Raw genomic sequence first — 14,373 nt, 5'->3', positions numbered from 1 at the left:
GGTTCGGTCCAACGGACTTTAACCGGATTGCCCCGGAGTCGTTTTCGGCTGTGCACAGCTGACTTGCGGCCGGTCGCGGCGCTGCCTAGCGTCGTCGCACTGTGTCAGCCGAAGTGGTGGTCGCCGCACCACCGGAGGTCCGGCGATCCGCATCACCGGGTCTGCTGGTACGCGTTGCGCCGCTGGCGATATCGGTGGTGATGCTCGGCATAACGGCAGCGGCTTTCCTTTCGGGATCGTCGGCAGCCCGCAGCCCCGCGTTTCTGGCGTTCCCGGCGATGACGGTGGCGTCGCTGGTCGTCACCGCGATAAGCGGCCTCGGTCGCGGCCGCGATAGCGGCCTGGACGACGAGCGCCTGGACTACCTCCGATACCTGACTGGCCTGCGCGCAACGGTCACTGAAATCGCTGTGGCACAGCATTGCTCACTGAATTGGACGCATCCCGAGCCCGATATGTTGTTCACCGTGGTCGGTGGACCGCGGATGTGGGAACGTCGCCCGGCCGATGCCGACTTCTGCCGCGTGCGTGTCGGCCGTGGAACCCGGCCGCTGGCAACCCGTTTGGTGGCTCCGCAGCTGCCGGCCGGGCAGCCAGCCGATCCGGTCACCGTGACCGCGCTGCGCCGTTTTCTGCGTGCGCATTCGACGCTAACCGACGCACCTCTGGCGATCTCGTTACGCGATGCAGTCACCATCGAGGGCGACGCGGCCCGGGTGCGTGGGCTGATCCGCGCAATGGTCTGTCAAGTCGCGGTGCTGCACCCGCCGGATCAGGTGGCCATCGCAGCGGTGGCCAGCGACCGGAATCGCCGGCACTGGGACTGGCTGAAGTGGTTGCCGCACAACCAACACCAACGTTGTGTCGATGCGCTGGGCTCGGCTCGGATGGTGTATGCCACGTGGGCGGCGGCGCACGCCTCGCTTAGCGGTGCGGCGCTGCCGACCGTGGTGATCGTCGACACCGACGAACCCGCCGGCGCCTTCCCCGCCGGCGCGAAGATCCTCGCGGTCGGCCGCTGCGGTGGCGGTTCGGCCGTGGTGATCCGGCGTGGCGGCGAGGTCGAGACACCGGCGCGCGCCGACTGGATGGGGCCCGTCGACGCGCTCGTCTGCGCGCGGCTGCTGGCGGGGTACCGGGCCGGCGGCCGGGCGGACAGCAATGCCGTCGGCTCAGAGTGGGCCAACCTGGTCGGCATTGGTGAGGTCGATGCCTTCGACCCGGCTGCCCGGTGGCGCAACCGGAACGTCGGAGACCGGCTCCGCGCGCCGATTGGAACCGGGACCGACGGCACGCCCGTCGAACTGGACATCAAGGAACCCGCCGAAAACGGTATGGGGCCGCATGGCCTCTGTGTCGGTGCCACCGGGTCGGGAAAGTCGGAACTGTTGCGCACCGTCGCGCTGGGCATGATGGCGCGCAACTGCCCCGAGGCGCTCAATTTGCTGCTGATCGATTTCAAGGGCGGCGCAACATTTCTCGACCTGGCCCGGTCGCCGCACGTGGCCGCGGTCATCACCAATCTTGCCGACGAGGCGCCGCTGGTCGCCCGGATGCAAGAGGCCCTGGCCGGCGAGATGAACCGCCGGCAACAGCTGCTGCGGACGGCCGGCAACTTTGTCAGTGTGGCCGCCTACGAGAATGCGCGCCGCGGCGGTGCTCGACTGGCCGCCCTGCCGACGCTGTTCATCATCGTCGACGAGTTCTCCGAATTGCTGCGCCAGCACCCCGATTTCGCCGAGGTATTCGTCGCGATCGGCCGGCTCGGACGCTCGCTGGGGATGCATCTGCTGCTCGCCAGTCAACGGCTCGACGAGGGCAGGCTGCGTGGACTGGAAGCCCACCTTTCCTACCGGGTATGCCTGAAGACGTTGTCCGCCGGTGACTCGCGGGCCGTCTTGGGGACACTCGACGCCTACGAGCTGCCCAACACTCCGGGCGCCGGGTGGCTGCGCACGGCGACCGGCGAGCTGACCCGGTTTCAGACCGCGTTCGTTTCGGGACCGCTGCCGCGGCCCGCGGCTGCGGCTCGATCGGCCCTGCCGCAGGAGGTGCGGCTGTTCACATCGGAGCATGCCGGGGCGGTCACGGGCGCCGCCGAGGGCAGTGCTAAGCCCGCGCGCAGCGTGTTTCGTGCGGTGTTGGACCGATTGGCCGGTCACGGTCCACCCGCACACCAAGTCTGGTTGCCGCCGCTTCAGGAGGCACCGGCGCTGGATGCCCTATTGGCCGACGATGCGCGGCGCGAACTGATGGTGCCGATCGGGTTCGTGGACCGGCCGTTTCACCAGTCCCGCTCGCCGCTGACTGTCGACTTGTCCGCGGCCGCAGGCCATGTCGCGGTCGTGGGGGCGACCCGATCGGGCAAGTCGACCGCCTTGTGCACGTTGATCACCGCACTCGCGGCCACCCACGATGCGGGCCGCGTCCAGTTCTACTGCCTGGACTTCGGCGGCGGTGTTCTGGCCGCGATCCGCGATCTGCCGCATGTGGGGGCGGTTGCCGGACGCTCGGAGCCGGAGTTGGTCCGGCGCATCGTCGCCGAACTGGAGTCGGTGCTGCGGTCGCGGGAGTCGTCGGCATGCGGGCACGGCGGGAGCTGCGGCCGGCCCGCCGATGTGTTTCTGGTGGTCGACGGCTGGGCAACGGTGCGCCACGAATTCGGCGAACTGGAGGAGCCCATCACCGCGCTTGCGGCACAGGGCCTTTCATTCGGGATTCACGTGATGGTGTCGGCGTCGCGATGGGCGGAGATCAGGCCGTCGCTCAAAGACCAGACCGGCACCCGGATCGAGCTGCGACTCGGCGAGCCCGCCGAATCAGAAGTGGACCGCAGGCAGGCGCGGCAGGTGCCCCGCGACCGGCCCGGACGCGGGCTCGCGCCCGACGGTTCTCACATGATGGTCGCCCTGCCCGGGCCGAACGTAGTCGATCTGGGTCAGCACGGCGGTGACGCGGTCGCGCCGCCGATACCGTTGTTGCCCGCGCGGGTGGACTACGACAGGGTCCTGCGCCCCGCAGCCGGCCAGCATATCCTGCTCGGTCTGGATGAGCGCGAACTGCAGCCCGCTGCAATCGATTTCGAACAGCAATCCCATCTGGTGGTTTTCGGCGACAACGAGTGCGGGAAGTCGGCCACGCTCCGTCTGCTGTGCCGGGAGATCGGCCGGGCCAGAACCCCTGCCCAGGCCCGACTCTTCATCGTCGACTACCGGCGCGCCCTGCTCGGTGTTGTCGAGTCGGAACACCTCGGCGGCTATGCCATGTCGGCGCCCGCACTGGATGCAATGCTGCCGGGCGTCGTATCGCTGCTGCAGCAACGAATGCCGCCCGCCGAGGTCAGTCAGGCGCAGTTGCGTACCAGGTCCTGGTGGACCGGACCGGACATCTTTCTGGTGGTCGACGACTACGACCTGGTCGCCACAACCGTGGGTAACCCACTGCTGGCCGTGCTCGAATACCTGCCGTTTGCAACGGATCTCGGACTGCACCTGGTGATCGCGCGGCGCAGCGCCGGAGTCGCGCGAGCCATGTTCGAGCCGCTGCTGGCGGGTCTGCGTGACTTCGGCTGCATGGCGCTGATGATGAGCGGACGTGCGGAGGAAGGCGCGTTGTTCGGCTCGAGCCGCCCGGGACCGTTGCCCGCGGGCCGCGGCGTCCTGATCACCTGCACCGGTGACGAGCGGCGGGTTCAGGTGGCGTGGAGTCCGCCGCCATGAGCACGCATCCCGTGGTGATCGAGGCGGGCCCCGGCGCCATCCGCCGACTATGTTGTGGCGCAGGCGTTTTTGACGACACCGAGGTGCGCGCGGCTGCCCTGAATGCGATCGACGACCCGGTTGCGCTGGTCGGTGGGCGGCCGGTCGCCGTCTCGGCGCTCTGGTCGGCTACGTTGCGCAGACTGGCGCGCGACCACGGCGACGGCATGGTCGTCGTGCATCCGTCGTGGTGGCCGGTGGCGCGGGTAGCTGTGGTCACCAGGGCGGCCCGAGCGGTGGCTGCCGGTGACGTCGTGGTGCGGCCGCGGTCGTGGTTGCTCACCCGAGCCGCCGTAGGGGCCGCCGCTGGGGCCGCCGCGGAAGCCGTCGTGGTGGAGATCGCGGATCGGTTGGTGGTGGTCGTCGGCTCCGACGTGATGACCGCCGTGCCGCGCTTGGCGAAGGCTCGGGTGGAGGCCGACGAGGTCGCCGGGGTTGTCGCCGGCATAACCCGGGGCACCGGGGCCGCGGTGGTCATCGACGTGCCGGGCACTGTCGCGGGAGCGGCTGCGCTCGCGACGGCGATCGCGGGTGTGTTGCGGGCGCGCCAAGCCGTCGCCGAGGTCGACGATGCTCGACTGTCGCGGCTGGCGAAGGACGCGACGGAGAAGCCGACGGGGTTCTCGAGTGGATCCCCGGGTGTGCAGCGTGGCGCCCGCGCCGGCAGGTTCGCGGGGCTAGCGGCCGCCGGCGTCGCCCTGACGGTGCTGGTGGTAGCCGCAACGGCGCATCAGGGTGCGACGGCGGTGCCGGTGGTGTCGACGACGTTTCTGGTGGAGGGCCGCGTCGCGCTCACTGTTCCCGCCGGCTGGCCTACGCAGCGAGTGATCGGCGGGCCGGGTTCGGCTCGACTACAGCTCACGTCGCCGACAGATCCCGAGGTGGCGTTGCACATCACCCAATCGCAGGTGCCCGGGGAAACGCTGACGCAGACCGTCGAACGATTGCGACGGGCCGTCGATGCCGAACCAGCCGGTGTATTCGTCGACTTCAACCCGTCCGGCGTGAGCGCCGGCCGGCCCGCGGTGACCTACCGCGAGGCGCGCGCCGGACATGACGTGTGGTGGGCGGTGTTGCTCGACGGCGGCGTCCGGATCAGCATCGGATGCCAGAGCCGGCCCGGTGCGCAGGACGCCGTCCGCGACGTTTGCGAACGTGCCGTGCGGTCGGCGCATGCGGTCGGCTGAGCCGGGGAAATTTGGACGGAACCGAATGGCGTCGCCCGTAGTCGTACTAGGTGGTGAACAACTGGGGAGCAACTGGAGAGGAAAAAGGTGAGCCCGAACGCACTGAATGCCGATTTCGACCTGATGCGGTCGGTCGCGGCCACGACGGACGCGCGCAACGAGGAAATCCGGGCGATGCTTCAGGCATTCATCGGCCGGATGAGCAGCGTGCCGGCGTCGACGTGGGGCGGGATGGCGGCCGCGCGATTCAAAGACGTGGTGGATCGCTGGAACGCCGAGTCGACGCGGCTGTACCACGCGCTGCATACGATCGCCGAAGCCATCCGGCACAACGAGGCCATGCTGCATGAGGCCGGTCAAAACCATGCCCACCATATCGCCGCCGCCGGCGGAACTTTGTGATCGACAGGACCAGCATCCGAGATGACCACAGACCCCGCCTTGTCGTACAACTTCGACGCCATCGAATACGGCGTTCGTCAGGAGATCCACACCACCTCGGCGCGTTTCAACGCCGCGCTCGAGGAGCTGAGATCCCACATCGCGCCGTTGCAGCAACTCTGGACGAGGGAAGCGGCGGCCGCATACCAACTCGAACAACTCAGGTGGCATCAGGCGGCCAGCGCCCTCAACGAGATCCTGGTCGGCTTGGGAAATGCCGTCCGCGACGGCGCCGAGGAGGTGGCGCACGCCGACCGCCGGGCAGCCGGTGTGTGGGCGCGCTAGGCGACGCCTCAAGCTCTGTGCGGTCCCGGCGGAGGAGAGCCGTCGGGACCGCACAGTGATGTTGACCTGCGGCGGTCATCACCTGCCGCGATTTTGACCTGCGGGGATGGCCGTCGGTAAGCTGCTCCGTTGGCGTGCGGTACGCCGGGGCCTCGGGTCAATGTCGGTCGTCGAGAACTACCCCAACCGTGAACGCTTGACCGGCACCCGGCTCGCACCGGGATCCGCCCGAGAGAAAGTGTGGTAAGCGCTGTGCCTACATACGCGCCCAAGGCGGGTGACACCACGAGGTCGTGGTATGTCATCGACGCCACGGACGTGGTGCTTGGCCGCCTTGCCGTCGCAGCGGCCAACCTGCTGCGTGGCAAGCACAAGCCGACGTTCGCGCCCAATGTCGACGGTGGCGACTTCGTCATCATCGTCAACGCCGACAAGGTCGCCATCAGCGGCGACAAACTGCGCCACAAAATGGCTTACCGCCACTCGGGATATCCCGGCGGCCTGCGCAAGCGCACCATCGGCGAGCTGATGCAAAAGCACCCGGATCGTGTGGTGGAAAAGGCGATTGTGGGGATGCTGCCCAAGAACAAGCTGAGCCGTGAGATCCAGCGAAAGCTGCGCGTCTACGCCGGGCCGGAGCATCCCCACACCGCGCAGCAGCCGGTTCCGTTCGAGATCAAGCAGGTGGCGCAGTGACCGAAATCAGCGAGGCTCCCGCCGTCGAGAGCCAGCCAGTCCGGCACGAGGCGTTCGTGTTCGAACGGCCCATCCAGACCGTCGGGCGCCGTAAGGAAGCCGTGGTACGGGTGCGTCTGGTGCCCGGCACCGGCAAGTTCGACCTCAACGGCCGCACCCTGGAGGACTACTTCCCCAACAAGGTGCACCAGCAGCTCATCAAGGCTCCGCTGGTCACGGTCGATCGGGTGGAAAGCTACGACATCTTCGCCCACCTCAACGGCGGCGGCCCGTCAGGCCAAGCGGGGGCGTTGCGCCTGGGCATAGCCCGCGCGTTGATCCTGGCCAACCCGGAGGACCGGCCCCCGCTGAAGAAGGCCGGGTTCCTCACCCGCGACCCGCGCGCCACCGAACGCAAGAAGTACGGGCTGAAGAAGGCCCGCAAGGCGCCTCAGTACAGCAAGCGCTGATCGAACATCACTTTCGGGCCGCAACCGTGCTTTTTATGCATCGTGTGCGGCGTGTCGGCGCATCCGTGGGCACGGTTTCGGCGACAAAGAAGTGGGCACCTTTGGGTGCAGGACGTCAACTGTGAGAGGTTTGTCCGCATGGGTCGACTATTTGGCACCGACGGTGTGCGCGGGGTCGCCAACCGCGAGCTGACCGCAGAGTTGGCCCTGGCGCTGGGCGCCGCCGCCGCGCGGCACCTGGCGAGCTCGGGTGGACCGGGCCGGCGGGTTGCCGTGGTCGGCCGTGATCCGCGGGCCAGCGGCGAAATGCTGGAGGCCGCTGTGATCGCCGGGCTGACCAGCCAGGGTGTGGACGCACTGCGGGTCGGGGTGCTTCCGACACCGGCGGTGGCCTACCTGACGGGCGCCTACGACGCCGACTTCGGGGTGATGATCTCGGCGTCGCACAACCCGATGCCCGACAACGGCATCAAGATCTTCGGCGCCGGCGGCCAGAAACTCGACGACGTGACCGAAGACCAGATCGAGAACCTGGTCGCCTCCGGTCCCGGGTTGCGTCCGGTCGGCGCGGGAATCGGCCGCGTCGTCGACGCCGAGGATGCGGCGGAACGTTACCTGCGTCAGGTGAGCAAGGCCAGCACCACGCCGCTTGACGGTCTCACCGTGGTGGTCGATTGTGCTCACGGCGCCGCGTCGGCGGTGGCGCCGCGCGCGTATCGGGCCGCCGGGGCCAGGGTCATCGCGATCAACGCTGAGCCCAACGGCGTCAACATCAACGACGCCTGCGGATCGACGGACTTGGATTGTCTACGAGCGGCCGTCATTGCGCATCGTGCCGACCTGGGTCTGGCGCACGACGGAGATGCCGACCGCTGCCTGGCCGTCGACGCCAATGGTGAGCTCGTCGACGGCGACGCCATCATGGTGGTGCTGGCACTGGCCATGCGGGAAGCCGGCGAATTGACCGCCGACACGCTGGTGACCACAGTGATGAGCAACCTCGGCCTGCATCTGGCCATGCGCGCCGCGGGTGTCACGGTGCGCACCACCGCAGTCGGTGACCGTTATGTCCTCGAGGAATTGCGCGCCGGCGACTACAGCCTGGGCGGTGAGCAATCCGGCCATATCGTGATGCCGGCGCTGGGATCGACCGGAGACGGGATCGTCACCGGGCTGCGGCTGATGACCCGCATGGTGCAGACCGGCTCGTCGCTAGCCTCCTTGGCATCGGCAATGCAGACGTTGCCACAGGTACTGATCAATGTCGAGGTTGCCGACAAGGTCACCGCCGCCGCGGCGCCGTCGGTCCAGACGGCCGTCGACCGGGCTGCGGCCGAGCTGGGCGACACGGGCCGGATCCTGTTGCGTCCCTCTGGAACCGAGCCGATGATTCGCGTCATGGTGGAGGCGGCCGACGAGGACGTCGCTCGGCGGTTGGCGGCCAGCGTCGCCGATGCGGTCAGCGCCGCGCGCTGAATTTCGGCGGAACCCGGGCGCCGTATCCGGCGTCGAACCAAGCATGAGACTCGATCATGGGAAAAACTGCGCCGGCAGCGCTAGTGAAGCCGGCACCGCTATCGACGTGACGGCGGTGCTCGCGGTCGCTGACAAGATCGACGCCGCAGCCGAGCTTGTCGACGACGCAGCAGTAAACCTTTTGTCCCGGTTGGCTTTTGGCGGCTCCAGCGCCGGTCGGGCGCACACGCAGCGCGGTGAGGCGTTGCGTACGGTGCTGGACCGGCTGGCCGCCGAGTTGTCGCTATGGTCTCGTGCCGCCGCCGAGATCGCGGTCGCGCTGCGGACCGGCGCCCAGCGCTATGCCGATGCCGATCTGTTCGCCGCCGGCCGGATCGCCTGATCGTGGCCGATCGGCTGGACGTCGCCGAACGCCTCGCGGAAGGCCGGGCCGCGGTCGAGCGAACCGCGACCTACCTGCTGGCCTGCCAGCGCCTTGGCTACCACCATCCGGACCTGACAGCACGTCCCGCCCAGTTCAGCGACTGGTACGGCAGCGAAGAGGGACTCGACCTGCACGCGCTGGACTCCGACTGCGCCCAGCTGCGGGCTGCGGGTACGGCGATCAGCGAAGCGCTGCGGATCCAGCGTGCGCAGGTGCTCGAGCTGGCGGCCGCATGGACGGGATCCGGAGCCGACGCCGCCGTCGGCTTTCTGCAGCGGCATTGCGAGGGCGCAACCGCACTGGCCACCGAGGTGCGCGCGGCCGCGCAGCGCTGCGAGTCGCTGCGCGACAACCTGTGGCAGCTGATCGACTCCAAGGTGGCGACGGCCATCGCCATCGACGATCGCACGCTCGTGCCGCGGCCGCTGTGGTCGGCCGCGGCCGGTACGGTGCTGGCGGGAGCGGGAGACCGGTCTGGTGCCGAGGAAGTGCTTCGCGGCCAGGTAATGCCGTACGTAGACAACGATATTCGCGGCGACTGGCTGACTGCCATGCGTTCGACTCTGGCCGGGGTGGCGGCGTCCTACGACATGGTCACCGACCGGCTGGCCGCCGCGCCGCGGGCGTGCTTTGAGATTGCCGGCGACCTTGGCCCCGACTGGCGCCCCGACTGGCGCCCCGACTGGCGCCCCGGCCGGTCCTCGTGGCCGACCACGCCGAGGGCGGCAGCCATACCCGCGGCGGGCGTGCAGGATACCGCGCCCTCGGACCCGGCGCCGGCTCAGACGGCGGTTGCGCCGGCGACCCCCGCAGCCCCGACCACCGCGCCGACGCCGTCGGGACTGGGAGCCGCGATGGGCGATGGTGCCCCGGCTCCGCTCGACGGCTCGGGCGGATTCGGGGGAGCCGGCGGCCTGGGTGAGCTCGCCGGCCGAATTGTCGACGCGATGGCGGACCTGCTGGGGACGGCGACCGGACCGCTTGCCGACCCGTTGGTTTCGCAGAGTCCGGCCGTGCCCGACGATCCCCTCGGTGGCGATGTCGCCGACGACGCCGGAGCTGACGAGGCGGAAACTGTGGCCGCAGCTAAAGAAGCCGGCGAGCCGCGGGCTGCCACGGGGACCGACGCCGCCGCTGCATTGGCACCGGTCGCCCGACTGCCGTCCGGCGCCGAACCGCCGGCTGCCGGGCCGCCGGTGACTGAACCGCCGCCCAGCGGAGCACCGCCTGCGTCGGCTCCGGTGCACGGGTCTCCACCGCAGCCGGCCACGAATGGGTCGACCCCCTGCGAGATCGCCGCGGACGAGCTTCCGAAGGCCGGGCAGTGAGCGGGTCAGGGGGGACGCAGGCGTAGCAGTTCCTCGACATAGCGCATCGCTTCACCGGAGTCGCCGGTCACCGGTCTGACCATCAGCGTGGTGACACCGGCGTCGGCGAAGGCGGCCAGTCGTTCGGCGACGTGGCCCCGCGGCCCGACCAGCGAGATCCCGCGCACCAGTTCGTCGGGAACCGCATCGATCGCCTCTTGTTTGCGGCCGGCCAGATACAGCTCCTGGATCCGGTCTGCGGCCGCCCCGAAGCCGTACCGGGTGGCCAGGCTGTGGTAGAAGTTGCGGCCCTTGGCGCCCATGCCGCCGATATAGAGGGCCAATTGCGGTTTGGTCCAGCCCAACCGCTCCTCGACATCTTCCCCGATTGCCAGCGCGGTGCCGACCATCACGTCCAGCGGGCCTATCGCGGGATCTCGGTTGGCGGCACCGGCAGCCAGCGCTTCTCCCCAGACCCCGCGAGCCTTCTCCGGATAGAAGAACACCGGCTGCCAGCCTTCGGCGATCTCCGCGGTTAGTTCGACGTTCTTCGGTCCCAGCGCGGCAATCGATATCGGAATGCGTTCCCGCACAGGATGGTTGATCAGCTGCAGGGCCTTACCCAAACCCGTTCCGCGATCGGCCGGTAGCGGGATCTGGTAGTGCTTGCCCGCGTAGTGCAGCCGCTCGCGGCGCCAGATCCGCCGGCAGATTTCCACCACCTCGCGGGTACGGCCTATCGGGGCGTCGAATTCGACGCCATGGAAGCCCTCGATCACTTGCGGTCCGGAGGTGCCGATTCCGAGGTGGAAGCGGCCGTCGGACACGAAGTCCAGGCCGGCGGCGGTCATCGCCAGCAGTGACGGGGTGCGGGTATAGATCGGAAGTATCCCGGAGGCCAATTCCACGCGGGTTGTCCTGGCCGCCAGATACCCCAGGTGGCTGACGGCGTCGAAGGAATACGCCTCAGCCACCACTGCGATGTCAATGCCGGACTTCTCCAGTTCGACGACGCGGTCGACGGCTTCGTGAAAGCCGCCCGAGTAGTCCAGGGCGATGCCGATTCGCATCAACGACACTTACCACGGCGCCGGGATCAGCCCGTCGAGGTACCCGCCCAATACTCCGCGAACCGTTGCCGGTCGGCGCTGAGACGCACGATGTCGTTGCCGGTGAACGCCACGGGACCGTCCGGACCGTGGCCAGCGCCCACCCAGCGGCCGGCGACCCAGTCACCGTCGCACAGCGGGCCGATTTCGACAGCAAAGGTCAAGTCCGCGAACCTGGTTCGTGTGTCATCGATGATCTGCTCTAGCTCGGCGGGTCCATGGATGTCGCGCCCGGGCCAATGGCCCACGAAGTCTTCGGCCACTATTTCGGCGCCAATCCGGCGACCGGCCCAGAGTTCGGTAATCCAGCGGTCGTAGAGCACTTGCACAGTGGGCACCATGGAGAACTACCCGATTCTGGCTGTCAGCAGACCGCAGCGCGGGCTACTTCAAGAGCGTGACGATTTTCTCTTCGGGGGTCACCGGCGGAGCCTCCGGATCCAGCGCGTCCGTCTTGGGCAGCTGCGCATCGGGATCGGCGAACTCGCGATATGCCTTGTCCCCGCCGAGGGTGTACAGCAGATATCCGGTGAGCAGCGCCCGAACGCATCGCTGCGTCCTGCGGTCCGCGCCGGCCAGCCCGACCACCTTCGTCAACCGCCTGCCCTCGACCAGGCCGCCGGCCTTGGCTTTGCTGACGATGCGCAGCGTGGCCGCGTCCCAGACCTGCGACAGCTCCAGGGCATTGGACGTCAACGTCTTGGGATCTCCTGGTGCGCTGATGATCAGGCCCGGGACTTTCAGTGTCGCTGCGGGCCGCTGCGGCGGGGGAGCGGTCACTGTCGGAAAGATCGCCGCCACGGCTGCCGGCTTGGCGGGCATGCCGGCCGCCGCGAACACCGCGGCCGAGCCGCCGAAGCCGTGTCCCACCAGCCCCAGCTTGGCGGGGTGCACGCTGATCTTGCCGGGACCCAGCCGCACTCCCGCCACGATGTCGAGCGCAACACCCAGGTCGAAGGCCAGGTTCAGCACCGACGGCGCCAAGCCCCGTTGGGTATCGGGAGCTCCGGCCACGATGCCCCATGACGCGAGGTGTTCCAGCAGGCCCGAGTAGCGGGTGGCGGAGGTCAGCCAGTCGTGGCCGAAGGCGATGCCGGGCAGGTTGAGTCCGGCTTCGGGGGTGTACACCATCCCCGGTAGGCCGGCAAAGGCGAGGTCACCGCGCAGGACGCGGTGGGGACCACGGCGGCTGAGGGCGGCGAAGAGCTTGCGGGTGCGGGCCACCCGTCGACGTTAGCGGTGACGCTGAGGATGGGTCCAGTGGTCCGACTGCGTCGTCGGGATCGCGCCGTCTCGGCGGCGGCTGCACTACCCTGGTCTGCTATGTGCGGAATTGTCGGCTACGTGGGACAGCGTCCTGCCTGCGAGGTCGTCCTGGACGCGCTGCGCCGGATGGAGTACCGCGGCTACGACTCCTCGGGCATGGCCGTGGTCGACGGTGAGGGCAAGCTCACAGTGCGCCGCCGTGCCGGCCGGCTGGCCAACCTGGAGGCGGCGGTGGCCGACATGGCGCCGTCCGAGCTGACCGGCACCACCGGTTTGGGTCACACCCGCTGGGCAACCCACGGTCGTCCTACCGACCGCAACGCGCACCCGCACCGCGACGCGGCCGGCAGGATCGCCGTCGTCCACAACGGCATCATCGAGAACTTCGCCATGCTGCGCCAGGAGCTGGAGACGGCCGGCGTGGAGTTTGCCAGCGACACCGATACCGAGGTCGCGGTGCACCTGGTGTCGCGGGCGTATCACCAGGGCGACACGGCCGGCGATTTCGTTGCCTCCGTGCTGTCCGTGCTGCGCCGACTGGAGGGCCATTTCACCCTGGTCTTCGCCAACGCCGACGATCCCGGCACCATCGTCGCTGCCCGCCGCTCGACTCCGTTGGTGGTCGGCATCGGCGACGGCGAGATGTTCGTCGGCTCCGACGTGGCCGCGTTCATCGAACACACCCGCCATGCGGTCGAACTCGGCCAGGACCAGGCGGTGGTGATCACCGCGGACGGCTACCGGATCACCGACTTCGACGGCAACCCGGATGATGCGAATGCGAGAGAGTTTCATATCGACTGGGACCTGGCCGCCGCCGAAAAGGGCGGCTACGAGTACTTCATGCTCAAAGAGATCGCCGAACAGCCCACCGCGGTGGCCGACACGCTGCTGGGGCATTTCGTCGGCAACCGGATCGTGCTCGACGAACAACGCTTGAGTGATCAGGAACTGCGCGATATCGACAAGGTGTTCGTGGTCGCCTGCGGCACGGCATATCACTCCGGGCTACTCGCCAAATACGCCATCGAGCACTGGACGCGACTGCCGGTGGAAGTGGAGCTGGCCAGCGAATTCCGGTACCGTGACCCGGTTTTGGACCGCAGCACGCTGGTCGTGGCGGTCTCGCAGTCCGGGGAAACCGCCGACACGCTGGAAGCGGTCCGCCACGCCAAGGAGCAGAAGGCCAAGGTGCTGGCCATCTGCAACACCAACGGCTCCCAGATCCCACGGGAGTGCGACGCGGTGTTGTACACCCGCGCGGGCCCGGAGATCGGCGTCGCCTCCACCAAGACGTTCCTGGCGCAGGTCGCCGCCAATTACCTGCTCGGTCTGGCCTTGGCGCAGGCCCGCGGCACCAAATACCCCGACGAGGTCGAGCGCGAGTACCGCGAGCTGGAAGCGATGCCCGACCTGGTGGCCCGGGTCATCTCCGGAGTCAAGCCGGTGGCCGACCTGGCCTACCGGTTCGCGCAGTCGTCGACGGTGCTGTTCCTGGGTCGCCATGTCGGCTACCCGGTGGCGCTGGAAGGCGCGCTCAAACTCAAGGAACTGGCCTACATGCACGCCGAGGGTTTCGCGGCGGGCGAGCTCAAGCACGGTCCGATCGCACTGATCGAAGACGACCTGCCGGTGATCGTCATCATGCCTTCGCCCAAGGGCTCGGCCACACTGCACGCAAAGCTGCTGTCCAATATCCGCGAAATCCAGACCCGCGGCGCGGTGACCATCGTGATCGCCGAGGAGGGCGACGAAACCGTCCGTCCCTACGCCGATCACCTGATCGAAATCCCCGCGGTGTCAACGCTTTTGCAACCGCTGCTGTCGACCATCCCGCTTCAGGTGTTCGCCGCCGCGGTCGCCCAGGCGCGGGGTTACGACGTGGACAAGCCGCGTAACCTGGCCAAGTCCGTCACCGTGGAGTAGCGGACGCACGGCCCGACCCTTCACGCGGCAACGCCGGGCATGCAAAAGT

13 protein-coding genes are annotated in these 14,373 nt (G+C 68.5%); 10 read left to right on the top strand and 3 right to left on the bottom strand.

Annotated elements, in window-relative coordinates; translation table 11 throughout:
• The first annotated feature begins 101 nt into the window (after nucleotides 1-101).
• The 9 genes from eccCb (at nucleotide 102) to BST40_RS00340 (ending at nucleotide 10,044) form a co-directional block, all read left to right on the top strand.
• Nucleotides 102-3,719, top strand: coding sequence for a type VII secretion protein EccCb (gene eccCb, locus BST40_RS00380; protein ID WP_083153102.1), 3,618 nt, complete (start codon nucleotides 102-104; stop codon nucleotides 3,717-3,719).
• The gene (locus tag BST40_RS00375) at nucleotides 3,716-4,945 is read left to right on the top strand and encodes a type VII secretion-associated protein (RefSeq protein ID WP_075547172.1); all 1,230 of its coding nucleotides are present in this window, start codon (nucleotides 3,716-3,718) and stop codon (nucleotides 4,943-4,945) included. Before eccCb ends, BST40_RS00375 begins: the two co-directional genes overlap by 4 nt.
• Before the next feature lie 87 nt (nucleotides 4,946-5,032).
• Nucleotides 5,033-5,347, top strand: a complete 315-nt coding sequence (locus BST40_RS00370) for a WXG100 family type VII secretion target (protein ID WP_255245940.1) — start codon at nucleotides 5,033-5,035, stop codon at nucleotides 5,345-5,347.
• Between the two features lie 21 nt (nucleotides 5,348-5,368).
• A complete protein-coding gene (locus BST40_RS00365) occupies nucleotides 5,369-5,671 on the top strand; it encodes a WXG100 family type VII secretion target (protein WP_075547098.1) in 303 nt (100 codons plus the stop codon).
• Between the two features lie 252 nt (nucleotides 5,672-5,923).
• Complete coding sequence (gene rplM, locus BST40_RS00360) at nucleotides 5,924-6,367, top strand: 50S ribosomal protein L13 (RefSeq protein ID WP_023371098.1); 444 nt, start codon at nucleotides 5,924-5,926, stop codon at nucleotides 6,365-6,367.
• Nucleotides 6,364-6,816 carry a 30S ribosomal protein S9 gene (rpsI, locus tag BST40_RS00355; RefSeq protein ID WP_075547099.1) on the top strand — a complete coding sequence of 151 codons (453 nt, stop codon included), beginning with the start codon at nucleotides 6,364-6,366 and terminating at the stop codon, nucleotides 6,814-6,816. Before rplM ends, rpsI begins: the two co-directional genes overlap by 4 nt.
• Nucleotides 6,817-6,954: 138 nt before the next feature.
• On the top strand, nucleotides 6,955-8,292 hold the full coding sequence (gene glmM / locus BST40_RS00350; protein WP_075547100.1) for a phosphoglucosamine mutase: 1,338 nt from the start codon (nucleotides 6,955-6,957) through the stop codon (nucleotides 8,290-8,292).
• A 43-nt stretch (nucleotides 8,293-8,335) separates the two neighbouring features.
• The gene (locus BST40_RS00345; RefSeq protein WP_075547174.1) at nucleotides 8,336-8,674 is read left to right on the top strand and encodes a hypothetical protein; all 339 of its coding nucleotides are present in this window, start codon (nucleotides 8,336-8,338) and stop codon (nucleotides 8,672-8,674) included.
• 2 nt (nucleotides 8,675-8,676) lie between these two features.
• Nucleotides 8,677-10,044 (top strand): hypothetical protein, encoded by a 1,368-nt coding sequence (locus BST40_RS00340; RefSeq protein ID WP_075547101.1) that lies wholly within the window; start codon nucleotides 8,677-8,679, stop codon nucleotides 10,042-10,044.
• A gap of 5 nt (nucleotides 10,045-10,049) precedes the next feature.
• Here the strand turns inward: BST40_RS00340 and BST40_RS00335 are convergent, their stop codons facing one another.
• Genes BST40_RS00335 through BST40_RS00325 form a run of 3 tightly spaced genes read right to left on the bottom strand, consistent with a single transcriptional unit; the run spans nucleotide 10,050 to nucleotide 12,356 of the window.
• Nucleotides 10,050-11,093, bottom strand: a complete 1,044-nt coding sequence (locus BST40_RS00335) for an LLM class F420-dependent oxidoreductase (protein ID WP_075547175.1) — start codon at nucleotides 11,091-11,093, stop codon at nucleotides 10,050-10,052.
• A gap of 26 nt (nucleotides 11,094-11,119) precedes the next feature.
• Nucleotides 11,120-11,473, bottom strand: coding sequence for a nuclear transport factor 2 family protein (locus BST40_RS00330; protein WP_083153100.1), 354 nt, complete (start codon nucleotides 11,471-11,473; stop codon nucleotides 11,120-11,122).
• Between the two features lie 43 nt (nucleotides 11,474-11,516).
• Nucleotides 11,517-12,356 carry a dienelactone hydrolase family protein gene (locus BST40_RS00325; RefSeq protein ID WP_075547102.1) on the bottom strand — a complete coding sequence of 280 codons (840 nt, stop codon included), beginning with the start codon at nucleotides 12,354-12,356 and terminating at the stop codon, nucleotides 11,517-11,519.
• Nucleotides 12,357-12,455: 99 nt separating this feature from the next.
• Between BST40_RS00325 and glmS the strand changes: the two genes are divergently transcribed.
• Nucleotides 12,456-14,324, top strand: a complete 1,869-nt coding sequence (gene glmS, locus BST40_RS00320; RefSeq protein WP_083153099.1) for a glutamine--fructose-6-phosphate transaminase (isomerizing) — start codon at nucleotides 12,456-12,458, stop codon at nucleotides 14,322-14,324.
• Nucleotides 14,325-14,373 lie beyond the last annotated feature (49 nt).

The organism is Mycobacterium persicum (assembly GCF_002086675.1).
In the GTDB taxonomy this organism is placed as follows: Bacteria; Actinomycetota; Actinomycetes; order Mycobacteriales; family Mycobacteriaceae; genus Mycobacterium; species Mycobacterium persicum.
This window is presented reverse-complemented; position numbering and strand designations above follow the sequence as displayed.